The 15,521-nt window shown below is 35.3% G+C and carries 12 protein-coding genes and 1 pseudogene; 7 read left to right on the forward strand and 6 right to left on the reverse strand.

The window, feature by feature from the left end; genetic code table 11:
• Window positions 1-17 precede the first annotated feature (17 nt).
• Together AC1RFD_RS08180 and AC1RFD_RS08185 are read right to left on the reverse strand one after the other, a co-directional pair.
• Window positions 18-1,751 (reverse strand): ABC transporter ATP-binding protein, encoded by a 1,734-nt coding sequence (locus tag AC1RFD_RS08180; protein WP_054550412.1) that lies wholly within the window; start codon window positions 1,749-1,751, stop codon window positions 18-20.
• On the reverse strand, window positions 1,748-3,490 hold the full coding sequence (locus tag AC1RFD_RS08185; protein WP_115673309.1) for an ABC transporter ATP-binding protein: 1,743 nt from the start codon (window positions 3,488-3,490) through the stop codon (window positions 1,748-1,750). Before AC1RFD_RS08185 ends, AC1RFD_RS08180 begins: the two co-directional genes overlap by 4 nt.
• Before the next feature lie 914 nt (window positions 3,491-4,404).
• Between AC1RFD_RS08185 and crcB (AC1RFD_RS08190) the strand changes: the two genes are divergently transcribed.
• The 3 genes from crcB (AC1RFD_RS08190) to AC1RFD_RS08200 are packed head-to-tail and all read left to right on the forward strand — an operon-like array spanning window position 4,405 to window position 5,458.
• Window positions 4,405-4,770 carry a fluoride efflux transporter CrcB gene (crcB, locus tag AC1RFD_RS08190; RefSeq protein ID WP_115673310.1) on the forward strand — a complete coding sequence of 122 codons (366 nt, stop codon included), beginning with the start codon at window positions 4,405-4,407 and terminating at the stop codon, window positions 4,768-4,770.
• Window positions 4,767-5,096: a fluoride efflux transporter CrcB gene (crcB, locus tag AC1RFD_RS08195; RefSeq protein ID WP_066037745.1), complete on the forward strand. Its 330-nt coding sequence runs from the start codon at window positions 4,767-4,769 to the stop codon at window positions 5,094-5,096. The genes crcB (AC1RFD_RS08190) and crcB (AC1RFD_RS08195) overlap by 4 nt, the downstream gene beginning before the upstream one ends.
• A 14-nt stretch (window positions 5,097-5,110) precedes the next feature.
• A complete protein-coding gene (locus AC1RFD_RS08200) occupies window positions 5,111-5,458 on the forward strand; it encodes a hypothetical protein (protein WP_048392463.1) in 348 nt (115 codons plus the stop codon).
• 474 nt (window positions 5,459-5,932) lie between these two features.
• Here AC1RFD_RS08200 and AC1RFD_RS08205 read toward each other — a convergent pair whose 3' ends face one another.
• Window positions 5,933-6,235, reverse strand: a complete 303-nt coding sequence (locus AC1RFD_RS08205; RefSeq protein ID WP_131521437.1) for an ArsR/SmtB family transcription factor — start codon at window positions 6,233-6,235, stop codon at window positions 5,933-5,935.
• 114 nt (window positions 6,236-6,349) lie between these two features.
• Between AC1RFD_RS08205 and AC1RFD_RS08210 the strand changes: the two genes are divergently transcribed.
• Window positions 6,350-7,534, forward strand: coding sequence for an MFS transporter (locus tag AC1RFD_RS08210; protein WP_492474802.1), 1,185 nt, complete (start codon window positions 6,350-6,352; stop codon window positions 7,532-7,534).
• Window positions 7,535-8,127: 593 nt separating this feature from the next.
• Here AC1RFD_RS08210 and AC1RFD_RS08215 read toward each other — a convergent pair.
• The gene (locus tag AC1RFD_RS08215) at window positions 8,128-8,667 is read right to left on the reverse strand and encodes a TetR/AcrR family transcriptional regulator (protein ID WP_333879801.1); all 540 of its coding nucleotides are present in this window, start codon (window positions 8,665-8,667) and stop codon (window positions 8,128-8,130) included.
• Window positions 8,668-8,827: 160 nt separating this feature from the next.
• On the opposite strand from AC1RFD_RS08215, the gene AC1RFD_RS08220 reads away from it, so the two are divergent.
• The 3 genes from AC1RFD_RS08220 (at window position 8,828) to AC1RFD_RS08230 (ending at window position 11,541) form a co-directional block, all read left to right on the forward strand.
• Window positions 8,828-9,580: an SDR family oxidoreductase gene (locus AC1RFD_RS08220; protein WP_333879800.1), complete on the forward strand. Its 753-nt coding sequence runs from the start codon at window positions 8,828-8,830 to the stop codon at window positions 9,578-9,580.
• 25 nt (window positions 9,581-9,605) lie between these two features.
• On the forward strand, window positions 9,606-10,511 hold the full coding sequence (locus tag AC1RFD_RS08225; protein WP_492474804.1) for an SDR family oxidoreductase: 906 nt from the start codon (window positions 9,606-9,608) through the stop codon (window positions 10,509-10,511).
• A gap of 391 nt (window positions 10,512-10,902) precedes the next feature.
• Window positions 10,903-11,541 carry an HD domain-containing protein gene (locus AC1RFD_RS08230; protein ID WP_492474806.1) on the forward strand — a complete coding sequence of 213 codons (639 nt, stop codon included), beginning with the start codon at window positions 10,903-10,905 and terminating at the stop codon, window positions 11,539-11,541.
• A gap of 688 nt (window positions 11,542-12,229) precedes the next feature.
• On the opposite strand, the pseudogene AC1RFD_RS08235 reads toward AC1RFD_RS08230, so the two are convergent.
• Both AC1RFD_RS08235 and scpC read right to left on the reverse strand, forming a co-directional pair.
• A pseudogene (locus tag AC1RFD_RS08235) lies at window positions 12,230-13,145 on the reverse strand (Gfo/Idh/MocA family protein).
• 798 nt (window positions 13,146-13,943) lie between these two features.
• Window positions 13,944-15,470: a succinyl-CoA:acetate CoA-transferase ScpC gene (scpC, locus tag AC1RFD_RS08240; RefSeq protein WP_333879796.1), complete on the reverse strand. Its 1,527-nt coding sequence runs from the start codon at window positions 15,468-15,470 to the stop codon at window positions 13,944-13,946.
• Window positions 15,471-15,521: the final 51 nt, after the last annotated feature.

Raw genomic sequence — 15,521 nt, forward strand, 5'->3', positions numbered from 1 at the left:
GTGGGGCTTTTAAGCTATTATTGTAAGGAGTTCGCCTGCATTTGATACATCTTGTCATAAATTCCGCCAAGCGCTAGCAGTTCATCATGCGTGCCGTTTTCTACAATTTTTCCTCGATCAAGTACAAGAATACGATCTGCATTTTTAATGGTAGAAAGTCGATGGGCAATAATAAACGTTGTTCGTCCTTTTTTCAGGACATCCATCGCATGCTGAATAATTTCTTCCGTTTCCGTATCAATATTCGATGTCGCTTCATCCAATATTAAAATTGCTGGATCAAACGCCAGGGCGCGTGCAAACGAAATCAACTGACGTTGTCCTGAAGATAATGTGCTGCCCTTCTCAATAACTGGTTCCTCATAGCCATTTGGTAAATTAGCTAAAACACGTTCTCCCCCTACAGCATTTAAGGAAGCTTCTATTTTCTCGTGAGAGATGCGCGGGTTGTTTAAACTAACATTGGATGCAATCGTACCCGTAAATAAGTAAGGGTCCTGTAGCACAATACCCATATGTTCACGCATCGTTTGACGTGGAACAGAAGTAATATCAATGCCATCAATGGTTATTTTGCCTTTTGATGGGTCGTAGAAGCGGAACAACAAGTTCATAATGGAACTTTTCCCTGAACCTGTATGACCAACTAAGGCAATTGTTTCACCTTGATGTGCTTCAAATGACAGGTTTTTCAGCACATATTCATTATCTTTATAGGCAAAGGAAACATCTTCGAAAACCACATTTCCTTTATATCGTGGGATGCTCTTTTCAGAAACAGGCTCACCATTCGTATCTAGCACCTCAAAGACACGTTTACCTGCAATGAGTGAACGCTCAAGCTGTGAAAACTGGTTCACAATATTCGTGATCGGATTAAATAGCTTTGTTAAGTAATCAACAAATGCATACAATGTCCCTGCTGTAATCACTTCAGTTGATGTGAATGAGCGTGTACCAAAGTAGAAAATAAAGACCGTAAACATGATAAGTCTTAGCGTATTCACAAGGTTAAAGGATGTAGCTGAATCAAGCACCAGCAGCTTACGTTCATACGCATAATGCTCATTATTCATGTCATCAAATTCCTTCGTCATTTGCTGCTCACGACGGAACGCCTGAATAATTGTCATGCCCTGAATGGATTCGTTAATCATGGCATTAATATCTGCAATTTTTGTACGAATGACATCGTTATATTTAGAGGCAAATTTTCGATATAAAATCATCCACACATAAACAATTGGAATCATGGTTAAAGCAAGCATTGCCATTTTCCAATTTAAAATAAAGAGCGCTATATACACCCCAAAAATAGAAATGAAGCTCGTCACAAAATTGGATAGTACCTGTACATATAAATTCCGAACTGCCTCTGTATCGTTTGTTACACGCGCAACAATTTTACCCGCTGGTAAATTGTCAAAGTATTGGATTGGTAAAGTTTGAATATGTTCAAAGACATCTTTACGTAATTTTTGGATAACACGGTTTGCCCCAATTTGCAAATAAATATACATAAAATAACGTAATATGGCTGTTGCAATGGCTAAAAGTAAATACACAATGAGCAACCATGTAATCGGTTTGATTTCTATATGACCGATTGTCATGTAATTATCAATAATATGTTTCGCAATAAACGGTCCAACAAGCTCCGTGAATACGGCAATTGTTAGGAAGAATAAGCCTAATAGTATCGGCTTTTTAAAATACATCGCATAGCGCATTAAACGTTGACTCGTACTCATGAGGCACCTCCTTCTAGCTGCTGACGGTCAAATTGCTCTTTATACCATCCTTGTTGCGCAAGAAGTTCCTCATGTGTTCCCTGCTCTACAATTTGCCCATCATCCAGTACGATGATGACATCGGCATGCTGAATACCAGACAAGCGATGTGTCGTAATAATCGTCGTTTTACCTTGACGTTCACGCTGAATATTTTCAATAATTCTTGCCTCTGTCTTCGCGTCGACAGCGGAGAGTGAATCATCCAGCATTAAAATTTCAGGATCTTTAATTAAAGCACGAGCAATAGATACACGTTGTTTTTGACCGCCTGAAAGAGAGACACCCTTTTCTCCAACAAGTGTTTCAAGGCCCATTGGTAGATTGTCTAAATCCTTTTCAAAATACGCGGCACGTATCGCCTGCTGCAACTCTGCTTGTGTTGCATCTTCTTTCCCAAATAATATATTTTCACGAATAGTTCGTGAGAATAACACATGATCTTGTGGCACATAACCAATCCAATCGAGGATCTGCTCCTTCGTTTGAGCGGTAATATCGATACCGTCAATGGAAAGCTGTCCCTGACCGATTGGGTATTCTCGCAATAATTGGCGTAGGAAGGTTGTTTTACCTGCTCCCGTTTTACCAACAATGCCAAGCGTTTGGCCTTTTTTCAAGGAAAGTGAAATCTGCTGTAGGTTTTTCACCTGACTCATCGGATATTGGAATGTTAAGGCATCAAAGCCAATCGCATTTGGTGTCGCAATCATTTGTGGATTCGGAATATTTTGAACATCCGCCTCGTAGTTCAAGGTTTCCTGCACGCGATCTAGTGAGGCATTCCCCTGCTGCATAACATTGATGAGCTCACCAATCGCAAATATCGGCCAAACAGCCAAACCTAAATAAACATTAAACGTGACCAGTTGCCCAACCGTCATCGCCTCAGTTGCCACTAAATGAGCCCCGTAACCAAGTGCTACAACATAGCTAATGCCTGTTCCGACTTTTGTAATCGGGCCAAATAAAGCATTGATTTTCGCTGTATGAATATTTTTCGCATACACAACTTCACTCATATCTGCAAAATTAGCCTCATCCTTTTTTTCCTGCACATAGGCACGCACCACTCGCACTCCTGCTACAGATTCTAGCACACTATCATTTAGTTCCCCAAAAGCATCTTGTGCCTTCATATATCGCTCATGAACAATTTTCCCTAAATATTGAATGAGGATCGCCATAATAGGAACTGGTAACATAGCAAAAAATGTAAGCTTCCACGAAATCATATAGCCCATCGCAAAAATGATAAAGCCCATATAAATCGTTGAATCAATCAACGTCATAATGCCAAAACCTGCTGTCGTGGATACGGCATTCAAGTCATTTGTTGCACGAGCCATCAGGTCACCGGTTCGGTTTTTTTCATAAAATGTTGGGGTCATACGTAAAAAATGCTGCATTAAATTACGACGTAAAATTTTCTCAAGGTTGATAGCTCCTTCAAATAGTCGGAATTGCCACACAAAATTTAATAAATAGCCCCCAATAATAATCCCAATAAAAATCAAGACATATTTTGTTAAAATAGCTGGTGTCATTTCTCCTGCAGTCAATAGATCTATAATAGAACCGAGTAAATAGGGAGGGACAACCTCTAATCCACTGGCAACCATTAGTAGAACAATGGCCACCGTATATTGCTTCCAGTATTTTTTAAAGAACCAGCCTAATTTACTTAACACATCAAACATACATCATAACCTTCTTTCCTCCGTGCTGTTGTGGATGACTACCCACTTTCTAGTAATTCCTTTTTGAAAATCATTCTTCTAACTGTTTTTGTCATATACATACACTCCTTTTTTGTTTGCACTACAACCTTTTTTGCACAAAAAAAGACACATACCCTAAAAGAGTAAGTGTCTCTTATAAAAGGCAGGATAATTCCATACCTAGTTCTGCAATAGTAAATAAAGCGTTAGGCACGGACAATGTATGTAACTGTGATTGAATTTGATACTGATAAAATTAACATTGTCATGCCCTCCTTTAGCTTATTTGTTATAGTGTTCTTGAAGATTATCACACTATAGAAATATTTGTCAACTATCACCCTGTTATTTTTTATCATTTTCAGGAAATAGTTAGCGCTTTAAAGCATTGAAATGCTCTAAGGAATCAAAGGGAGAACATGCTTAAAATTACAGTGTTGTCTATAACCTTACAATAATTCTACGGCACAAACATTAACCTAAAGACTGAAATACACGACTAGTGATTTTGATACCCAGTAGTAGACACTAGAATATTCTTTTTGCGTCTGTTGCACTCCTTCCATATGCTTATCTCATCATCTTTATTTAGTTAATTATTATTTAGTTATTTATTATTTAGTAGTGTCTGGATTTCCGTTTATGGATTAGCCGTCACCGGGTTTTCCGTCAACGGCTTCACATAAGAGGGACAAAGAATTGTCCATATAATAAAAGATATTTCATTTTCCACATATAATATTTCGAAATATTATTTCATGCGCATCTATAACTTTCTATACACTATATACATTTCAACAATCGATTTTGGGACATAACTCGAATTGAAATATTTCTAAAATTTTTGTCTCATGATACACTTTCATTATAGTCATTTTCAGTAAGGGGTTTTTATGTTGAGGTCATTTCTAGCCGTGGGAATTGGTGGAATTCTTGGTGCCATCTGTCGATATAGTCTGAGTCTCGCCGTTCCCAATACAGAAATATTTCCATTCACAACACTGTTTATTAATTTACTGGGCTGCTTTTGCTTAGCATGGTTTTTTACTTCATTTATAAAACGCACACCTATTGTACTAGGAGTAGGTACAGGGTTTTGTGGAGCTTTTACTACCTTTTCGACATTTTCCTTAGAGACACTATTACTCCTAGAAAATAGCGAGTGGCTACAGGCTGTACTCTATGTTACAGTAAGTGTTTTAGGTGGATTAGCTTGCACATGGCTGGGAATACGACTTGCTAGGGGGCGTATTGCATGATTTTAGTCGGAATTGGTGGATTTTTTGGCGCTCTTTCTAGATTTTATTTAGGAAAATTACTTGTACATCCCTATCCATGGGCGACTTTTATTATTAATTGTACAGGCTCCTTTGCGCTTGGTTTCTTATTTGCCCTACATCTTAGTGATTGGTTATGGCAATTAATTGGCATAGGTTTTTTAGGAGCCTACACAACTTTTTCTACTTTTGGATTTGAATGTCTACAGCTTATAGAACAACAAAAATGGAGACAAGCCATAAGCTATATTGCCAGTACCTTGCTAATTGGCGTACTTTGTGCAGCTATTGGTTATCTAGTCGTATAAAAGAGGGTGAACTAGTGACACAGCCGTCAAAAGAGTTATTGGAGGAATTAGAAGTTGAAATAGAGCAAACGCTCTATGCATTGATTGACCTAGAATTAGAGGAAAATTACGCTACCATGAATACACAATTTGCGCAATTACTTGCCAAGGTTCAGACAGCCCAGTTAATTAATTACAAGCTGGATGTTCTCGTTGAACCTCAAGCTTTTGCAACTGAAACTTGTATTCTTTTACAGAGCCTCATAGAAGCAAAGGCGAGACCAAATAAAAGGCATAAACTGTTAACACATCGCATGATTTTGAAGATATGGTTACGAAAAAATCAACGATTCATGAGGGAATTTCTACCTCAAATGTTTTAGGCGCCACTTGAAATTGCAAGGGCGCCTTTTTTAAATTTGAAGTTTTTGCAACACTTCTTTTATTTTTCCCCTCACTGTCAAATCAAATGTTGGTTTGAATATAAGATGATTATTCATAGCGTTGACTTCAGTAGAAGAACATTCTATTACAACATCGGAAAGACAAGAGACATATTTGGAACCTTTCCTTTTAAATGCAATATACATTAACCTAGGAATACGCCATTTTACACCTAAAATAAGCATTTTTTATATATAAAAAGAGACGACATCTAAAAAGTTAGATGTCGTTTTAATTTTCCTGTATTAATTTTTTTATATTGGATTTCGATTAATTTATCTTTACCAGTTATTTTGGGGTACGGCAAGAACTTTTTCTATTTTGAGCAACTCACAAATTTCTTGAATATAACCGTATCTTTTACTAAGAAAATTGTCTAACTCTTTCGGATAACCCCTTCGTTAAATAAGTCTTTATTCTACTCCCTGTAAAATAGCCTTCAGTAAACCTGGAAAACGAGTATTTAAATCGTCATATCTAATTGAAATAAACCGTTGAGTTCCTTCTATTCTTGTGTTTATAACTCCTGACTCTCTAAGCACCTTAAAGTGATGTGAAAGGGTTGATTTCGCAACAGGAATTTCAAGATTACTACAAGATTGTTCGCCATTTGCAGCTAAACTCTTAATTATATCTAGCCTTATTTGATCACTAAGTGCATAAAGTACAGTTGATAGATTGATTTCATTAAAACTTGGATGGTAAAGCGTTCTCATATTAGTCACCTACCTAAAAATAAATATTAACTTAATAATTGCAATATATCATAGTTGGTGATATATTTCTATTGTTCGATTATATTCGAACAATAGAAATTGAGGAGATTTACTATGAAAAAAATATTAACTTTATTTTTCTTTATCATGTTTATTATCGGAACTGACACGTTTATTGTCTCTCCTTTATTACCAACACTACGTGATGTTTTTGACATTTCTATTGAAAAGTCAGGATGGATTGTATCTGCCTATGCTTTGGGATATGCATTATTTGCGTTAATTTCTGGGCCTCTTTCAGATGGCTGGAATCGCAAAAAAGTGATGCTGGTTGGCATACTTAGTTTTGGTATATTCACCTTGCTATGTGGGTATGCTACGAGCTTTTGGAGTATGTTTTTATTTCGATTTTTAGCAGGGGTTAGTGCTGCGTTTACTTCCCCTCAAGTCTGGGCGGCTATTCCACAGTTAGTTCCATCTAACAAAATACTAAAAGCTATGGGTATAGCCACTGCAGGACTAGCTGTTTCTCAAATGTTAGGTGTGCCAATCGGTAGTTATCTAGCTACTTTCGGTTGGCCAACCCCGTTTATCATTATTGGAATTTGCTCTTTCTTTCTAGCCATTCTTATTGCGGTTTTATTGCCATCTATGCCATCAGTTCATTCACACGAGAAAGATTCTTCTATTTTAGGACGTTACCGTGCTCTACTGGGTGAATCAAGATCAAAGTTAGCTTTTCTTGGCTATTTTATTTTTCAACTAGGAAATTTTGCTGCATTCTCCTTTATCGGCACATGGCTTTCTGACAAATTTCAGCTCAGCATAGCAAGTATTGGAACTGTGTTTTTATTCCTTGGCTTAGGTAATACAATTAGCAGTTTCTTTGGAAGTAGCTTGGTTAAAAAAATGGGTATAAAAACCTCTCTCTCTTTTGGAGTAATGCTACTTGTTTTGCTTTATCTAGTTCTTCCTTTTTTACCAGGCTTACCATATATTAAAGCTGCTTATTTTTTAATTTTTCTGTGCGTAGGAATTGTTTTTCCACTTATGATGAGTTTATTACAAACACTTTCTTTTACAGCACGCGGAACAATCGCATCACTTGCAAATGCATCAATGTATTTTGGAACAACTATAGGATCATTTGTAGCTGGGATGCTTTACGCAAACATCGGCGGTTTTATTTCTGTTAGTATCTTTACAGGACTTTGTTTTATTTTTTCATTGATTTTATTCATAAAGAGTGGAGTTCTACTTACTAATCAGCAAATCGATTCAAAGTATACAACTTCTTAAAAAAGCTAATACTAAAAAGCCAACTACTTAAATTACAAGTAGTTGGTTTTTTAGTATCTGATATATGTTTTCTATGAGTAAATCAATAAGAAAAAACTTGTGACAGTGTCAATTTGCATCTTTACATTGGAGTTAATAATAAAATTTCATATTAACTTTTAGTACATGGATTACTTAATAATTTGATAGTCTACATCCACTTCTTGAAATGCTAAGTCCCGAGTAATTTCAGGAAATTAGTTCAAACGGTAAAAGATTTAAGGTTGGTGATTTATGTGTAACAGTTACGAAAAAAATCCCAGCTTGGGATAAAAGGTTTACTGTAGTAGAACCAATGGATACTACTCCTATGATTTCTATAGTGCTTATACAATTACTGGCAGTTGATAAAAATTTTTAACCAAACCTCTTAAGGAATAAAAAGAAGATTTTTTATGTTGAAAAATACATCAAAAACGCCATTACAATATTCAATTTTTAATGGTGTTTCTTCATACATCTTTTTTTGAATTTACAACTATATTTTTAAATCTTTTTGACAACAGATGTAATAATTAATTACTGGGAGAATTTAGAAATAGCACCCTCTTAACTTAGGGCAGATTGTTAGCAATTAATTTCCATACATCTTCAAAAGTTTCTTTATAAAACTCATTATCCCAACGGTCTGCAAAGTATGGATTATGGAAATATACAAATGCTGTAATAATAGCAGAGCCAGATTCTTTTAATCCACTAATGGATTCTGCTTTTTGCGCCAAATGTTTTAGGTGATCTTTAACGAGGATTTGAGTACCTTCTAAATAATCCGTATATAACCGAAACATACGCTCATTATCATGATAAAGTTTTTTCTTCGTAGTAGCTAGAAGCCAAAGCCAATCGTGAAGTGCAGCAGCAGAACTTATATCTTTAGGAGCCTCCCATTCTAGTAATTCCTTTGAAGTAACTTTTAGCCAACTTAGTGCCAGTTGCTGCATTAAATCCTCTTTATTTTTGTAATGTTTATAAAATGCCGCATGTGTAACTCCAAGTTCTTTTGCAATATCAGAAAGAGTAGTTTTTTGTACACCCTTTCTCATAATAATATCTTCTGCAACAGAAAAAATCTTTTCTTTTGTTAGTATTGCCATTGTGGAACCCCCTAGTTTTACTAAGTTTATTATACAGGATACCCCCCAGTTACAAAACATTGACTTTGTAACTTATCGATGTATAATAAAGGTGTCAACAAGTTACAATTTTATAGAATTGTAACCTCGTTCGACTACTTAATGATAAAGGAGTAATTTCATGACAAAAAAAACTAATGAAGCACAAAATTTGCGAGTAGCATTTGTTACAGGAGGCTCTGGTGGTATTGGACAAGCCATAGTAAAAAAATTAGCTGAAAATGGATTTGCTGTTGCTGTTCATTATTCTGGCAATAAGTTTAAAGCAGAAACAATAGTTAATGAGATTGTACAGCAAGGTGGAAATGCAATAAGTATTGGTGGAGATGTTGCAGATGAAAAAGTTATGAAAAAGGCTTTTGATAAAGTTGAAGAAAAATTTGGTGGTATTGATGTTGTTATTAATACAGCAGGTATTATGCTACTAAGCTCTATCATAGAGTTGAACCTAGATGATTTAGATAAAATGTACCATACAAATATTCGAGGAACTTTTATAATATCCCAACAAGCAGCACGACGTGTTCGCAAAGGTGGTGCAATTATCAATTTTTCTACTTCTGTTACGCGCACGCAATTCCCAACATATGGTGCTTATGTAGCAAGTAAAGCAGCAATTGAATCAATGACAATGATATTGGCACGCGAATTACGTGGTAAAGATATCACCGTTAATGCAGTGGCTCCAGGTCCAACTGCAACATCATTATTTTTAGATGGAAAAGATAAGCAAACAATCGATAATCTTTCTAAAGCAGCACCACTTGAACGTCTTGGTACACCAGAGGACATTGCAGACACAGTAACATATTTAGCAACTTCAGGACGATGGATTAATGGACAAGTTATCTTTTCAAATGGTGGTCTTGCTTAATTTTTCACATTAGGAGGAATAAATAATGAAGAGTGAAGAACAAAAGAAAGTCATAGTTATAACAGGAGCTTCAAGTGGATTTGGTGCTCTAACTGCTAGAACACTTTCAAAAGCTGGACATATTGTCTATGCAGGTATGCGGGAAACAAATGGTCGTAATGCTCATCAAGTAACAGCGGTTATCGATTATTCGACTAAACATATGGTAAATATTAACGCAATTGAAATGGATGTGAATTCACAAAATTCTATCGATTCTGCAGTGAGAGAGATTTTAACAAAACATACTCATATCGATGTCTTAATCCATAATGCTGGACATATGGTTGTTGGTCCAGCAGAAGCGTTTACACCTGAGCAACTAGCCGAAATGTACAATATCAATGTGTTATCGACTCAACGTGTTAATCGTGCTGTGCTCCCTAACATGCGGAAACGTGGTCAAGGCCTAATTATTTGGGTGTCTAGCTCAAGTGTTAAAGGTGGAACACCACCCTACTTGGCCCCTTATTTTGCCGCAAAAGCTGGTATGGACTCATTGGCAGTTTCTTATGCTGCTGAACTTGCCCGATTTGGAATAGAAACTTCAATCGTAGTACCAGGTTCTTTTACTAGTGGAACGAATCATTTTATTAACGCTGGTCAACCACAAGACAAACAAGTACAAGCGGAATACGATGCTAAGTACAATGGTTTAATAGATCAAATAGGCGAAAAGCTAGCTGCTATTTCTCCTGAGGATGCTGATGTATCTATGGTATCTGATGAAATTGCACGTATTGTTTCTCTACCTGAAGGTGAAAGACCATACCGAGTACACATTGATCCAGTGGATGATGGCTCAGAGGAGGTCTCAATTGTTGCTGATCGTGTTAGAACAGAATTCCTTACTAGAATAGGCTTAGATGATCTACTTCAAAAAAACCAGTAAACGAGCTACTTTTATAAAACAATTAGAAATGTAGGCCGAAACGAGATAATAGTACCAAGTAATAAGTAGAATAAACCAAAGAACGTTTGCAATACTAACGAGAGAAGGATTACCACCCTTATAATGAATGGTATATATTGAGCTAATGGTGAGCAAAGAACACATTTTACAAAAGCTACAAAGAAGTTTTTTATAGGGTTGTTGATAAATGAAAAAGAGTACTGCAATTTTTATGTAAAAAAAGCATTCCATTTATACTTTAAAAAGGATTATTCGATAGAAAATTTCTATAATTATTATAGAAATTATCAAATAGATAAATGATAAATACTCTTTTACAATAAAGAAGCCTTTATAGAAAGGCAATCTTAAAAAGAAAGGTGTTTTAAGGATGCTTAATGAAGTAGCCGGTATTAAAATTCCAGATTCTAAATTAGCAAGGGATGCACAAGATATTTTGAGAGAAAATGGAAATGATTTGCTGTGGAACCATTCAAATCGTGTATTTCTATTTAGTGCTATTAAGGGAAAAGAAGCAAATAAGACGTTCGATTTAGAATTACTATATATCAGCGCATTATTCCATGATTTAGGATTAACAAAAGAGTATAGCAGTCCAGATTTACGATTTGAAGTAGATGGTGCAAATGCTGCAAGAAGCTTTTTGCAACAATATCAAGTTCCAGAAGAGTCGATTCGTCTTGTCTGGGATGCAATAGCATTGCATACAACAGTTGGTATTGCAGAACATAAAGAATCCGAAGTATCATTACTGAATTCAGGTATATCTTTAGATGTTATAGGGAAAGGTTTTGAACAATTTCCAGCTGAATTGAGAGAAGAAATTGTACAAGCATTCCCACGTAATAATTTCAAACAAGACATTATTCCAGCTTTTTATGAAGGTTTTAAGCATAAACCCGAAACTACCTATGGTAATATGAATGCTGATGTCGTTAAATTCTTTGAACCGAACTATAAACAAAAAAATTTCTGTGAATGTATATTACATTCACCTTGGAAAAATTAGCAAAACAATATTTAATTTTAAAGGTTTATAACCTCTTTATAACATCATTTTTAATCACAGGGCGATATAAAAATTCATTTATATGTATCCCTTCTTAATAAGTTATTTAAACATTTAATTAGAAATAGTGCATAACCATTTTATTTAGTTTGTCTAGCTTTTGTCATAATGGCAAGACATACTATTAATTATTGTAGTAAAAGCATATTGGTTAATTTCCAATATATCCACTCAAGTAAAACATTGTAATAATAAAAATGTATTAAGCGGCTTGAGCTTAGAATTCTAAAGGGCTCAAGCCGCTTAATCATTTCTGTTAGCAATAGCGATTAAAACAATGAATATTGTCTTCAATCGCCAGTTTTCCCCCCTTGATACGACTCGTATATATAAATAATAATTCTTACACTCCAAAGTGCCCTAAAAGGATTCAATGGTTCCGTTAACAATACATCGACCAACACCTGAAATACTTTGTGGCATACTGGCTGTGTCCACACTTTGCTTAAATTCCTTTGATTTATGTTGATTTTATAAAAAGTTTGATGCTCTCCTGAGTAGTTTTTTTATTTTTTAACCACTCTTTCTGTTGAAGCTCCTCAATTTTTCCAATGGCCCAATGGGTAGAATGTAGAAGGGACATTACTAAACTTGCACTAATTTAATATCCATAATCTTATGAATTGAATTATTTTTGCTTTATTAATTGTTCAACAAGTAGTTGAGATTTTAACCCTTCTAATCCATCCACGAGTGGTTGCTCATCATTTTGAATACAATAAATGAAATGCTTTACAGCATCTTCAAAGCCTCGTTGTTTTAATATTGTATCCCATGAAGAAGAAACGGTTGTAGAAATTACATTTCCTTCTTCGATTTCTGTTGTATTCATGTTTTTTACACGGATAATTGCTCCGTCTGTAATCAATTCTATTTGTTCTAAATTCGTTCCTGCTTTTCTATGCATAGCTGTGGAGAAAGATATATTTTGAGAGGATTCATACATATGCTGCGCATATAAAAGTTGATTTTCATCGCGTATGAACAGTTCCATACAGCACATTAAGATCTCCATCACCCAGCCAACGTACTGTATCGACTAAGTGGAGATAATCATCTAACATTGTGAACCCATAAGAATAAGGACCCACACTATCTGTTCTGTGCTTTTCAACACGTACCCAAGCTATATTATTTGCTTTTTCCTTTGCTTTTACATACATAGGAGCAAAACGACGATTGAATCCAACCATAAGCTTTCTTCCCAATTTTCCACTTAATTCGACTAATTTTTCTGATTCCGAAATAGATGCTGCCAATGGTTTATCGACATATACATCTATCCCTTTGTAAAGTAGTTCCGAAACCACATTAAAATGTGATTCAGTGGAACTGTGTACAAACACGGCATCACACTCTTGAGCCAATGCCGGTAAGCTATCGAAATTTTTTATACGATACTGATTGCAGATTACCTTTCTCTTCTCTCTACTGGGTGAAAATGCGCCCGCAAATGTCCAATCTATTTCTTTAGAAAGAATTGGCAAATATGCTTTCTGAGCGATGCCACCCAGTCCTACCATTCCGATTCTAGGTTTCATCAAATTAATCATCCTTTATCATATTTAAATTTGGTATCAAAGCTATTTTAGTAATTTTTCAAAGTATATAACTCTTAATTTGGACCTTAAAATCTTGAAGAGTTTTATACTATAATTCACACATTTAGAATAGGGCGCACTCATTAAGTCAATTTGTTTACAATTAGGTTCTACACATCTTCAAAGCTCTCCTTTTAAAACTAATTATTCCTAAGGTCCCAACTTCTGAATAACTGGTTTAGGATCACCTGTATGTAATAAAGAGGGTAACGTTTTTACTGCATTTATTTTCGGTCCCTACAGTTCAATTTACACGTAAGTGAATAGAAAAGACTAAAATCAAATTAATCACGCATACTATTCCCCAGTAATTCCCTCTAACAAAATACAAAAGTATGGTTATAGCCACTACAGGACTAGCTGTTTCTCAAATGCTGGGTGTGCCAATCGGTAGTTAAGTCGCCTATTATCTATCGGTTTTGAAACTACATAGATTCGTTTTCCCATTTTTCGAGAAAAGTTATACACAAAAGAAAGCAGTACAATAGAGCCAACTACATAAAGTACTAGTAGTTGGCTTTTTAGTGTCTGAAATTTGTTTTCTATGAGTATGCTAATATTTACTATAATTCTACCTTCTACCAAGAAAATAAAATCTTAATTTATCTTTCCGAGAAGTATAATTTTACTTCCTAAGAACAATAAAACTTATTTTTAAAGTGAAGCCTCTCTTTAAAACGAGGGCTTTATGTGCTAGTACTTATGGTCAATGTTACAGGTTATCGTAACGCTTTTTTAATTTTATAAATTATTTTTCACTTTTTCTCTCTCAATCAACATTGTACCTTTTTCTTTTAGGTTTGTATGGAAAGAGAAAGCTTTTTCAAGAATGTGTGGAGTATGACCACCAACTTTCTCTTTTGCTTCTAAAAAGTAATTACGTAATTGTGATCTGTACTTAGGATGTGCAATTTCGATAAGCTTTTCTGCTCTTTTCACTGGTGGAAGTCCTCGAAGATCAGCATATCCTTGTTCTGTTACAATTACATCTACATCGTGCTCTGTATGGTCAACATGAGATACAAAAGGAACGATTGTTGAGATAGCTCCGTCTTTTGCTAGGGAAGAAGTTACAAAAATTGTAATTCTAGCGTTACGTGCAAAGTCCCCAGATCCACCAATTCCATTCATTACTTTTGTTCCGCTAACATGAGTTGAATTTACGTTTCCGTAAATATCTACTTCAATTGCTGTGTTAAATGAAATAACTCCTAGGCGACGAATAATTTCTGGATGGTTAGAAATTTCCTGAGGTCTGAACAAAACTTTATCTTTGTATTTCTCTAAATCTGCAGATAGTGAATCAACACGTTTCTTTGAAAGGGAGAATGATGTACCAGCTGCAAATTTAACTACACCAGCATCTATTAAGTCAAAGATCCCATCCTGTAATACTTCAGAAAAAACCTCGATATCTTTAAATTGAGAATTTTTCATACCATTTAGAACTGCATTAGCAACAGAACCTACTCCAGATTGTAATGGAGCTAATGATTCAGTTAAACGTCCTGCTTTTACTTCACCAGCTAAGAAGTCTAATAAATTATTTGCAATTTGCTGTGTTTCTTCATTTGGCTCAAATAATGGTGAAGGAATATCTGGCTGTTCTGATAAAACAATTCCTTTCACTTTATCTGGATCAACCTTAATTCCAATTTCTCCAATTCGATCTGAAACTTTGTACATAGGAATCTCTCTACGCTCACCTTGATTCCCTAGTACAAGGATATCATGAAGTCCCTCGTACGCTTTAGGAGCAGTTGTGTTTAATTCAATGATAACATTTTCAGATTTTTCCACAAAAATAGGTGAATTTCCAACAGAACCAGTTGGAATAATATAACCTTCTTCAGTGATTGCAGCTGCTTCAATAATTGCATAATCAATTTTTCCTAATGACCCTTTTCTTATCTCTTCTGCAGTATGTGATACATGTTGATCAATATAGTATATTTCACCAGTATTGATTTTCTTACGCATTACAGGGTTACCTTGATACGGAACACGTAAGTTAATGATCCCAGCTTCAGCCATTGATTGGTCAGCAGCAGGTCCTAATGAAGCTCCAGTATATAGATTGATTTTGAAGTCTTCTGTCTCACCGCGCTTAGAAAGTGCAAGTGGAAATTCTTTCGGTTCACCAAAAAGTGTAAATCCACTCATTCCAATGTTCATTCCGTCTTCAATCCAAGAAGCTGCCTCCTCCGCAGAAACAACTTTGTCCAAAAACACTTTATTTCTGATAAATTGGCTTAAATCTTTTTCCATTAACAATCACCTCTAAATAGTTATTTAATTTGATAGTAAAAATATCAAAAA

The organism is Lysinibacillus sp. GW823-FHT02G10, from assembly GCF_058797135.1.

Coding starts and splice junctions, on each gene's coding strand:
- AC1RFD_RS08180 (WP_054550412.1), bottom strand. CDS start 1,751: ATGAGTACGAGTCAACGTTTAATGCGCTATGCGATGTATTTTAAAAAG.
- AC1RFD_RS08185 (WP_115673309.1), bottom strand. CDS start 3,490: ATGTTTGATGTGTTAAGTAAATTAGGCTGGTTCTTTAAAAAATACTGG.
- crcB (WP_115673310.1), top strand. CDS start 4,405: ATGTTGAGGTCATTTCTAGCCGTGGGAATTGGTGGAATTCTTGGTGCC.
- crcB (WP_066037745.1), top strand. CDS start 4,767: ATGATTTTAGTCGGAATTGGTGGATTTTTTGGCGCTCTTTCTAGATTT.
- AC1RFD_RS08205 (WP_131521437.1), bottom strand. CDS start 6,235: ATGAGAACGCTTTACCATCCAAGTTTTAATGAAATCAATCTATCAACT.
- AC1RFD_RS08210 (WP_492474802.1), top strand. CDS start 6,350: ATGAAAAAAATATTAACTTTATTTTTCTTTATCATGTTTATTATCGGA.
- AC1RFD_RS08215 (WP_333879801.1), bottom strand. CDS start 8,667: ATGGCAATACTAACAAAAGAAAAGATTTTTTCTGTTGCAGAAGATATT.
- AC1RFD_RS08220 (WP_333879800.1), top strand. CDS start 8,828: ATGACAAAAAAAACTAATGAAGCACAAAATTTGCGAGTAGCATTTGTT.
- AC1RFD_RS08225 (WP_492474804.1), top strand. CDS start 9,606: ATGAAGAGTGAAGAACAAAAGAAAGTCATAGTTATAACAGGAGCTTCA.
- AC1RFD_RS08230 (WP_492474806.1), top strand. CDS start 10,903: ATGCTTAATGAAGTAGCCGGTATTAAAATTCCAGATTCTAAATTAGCA.
- scpC (WP_333879796.1), bottom strand. CDS start 15,470: ATGGAAAAAGATTTAAGCCAATTTATCAGAAATAAAGTGTTTTTGGAC.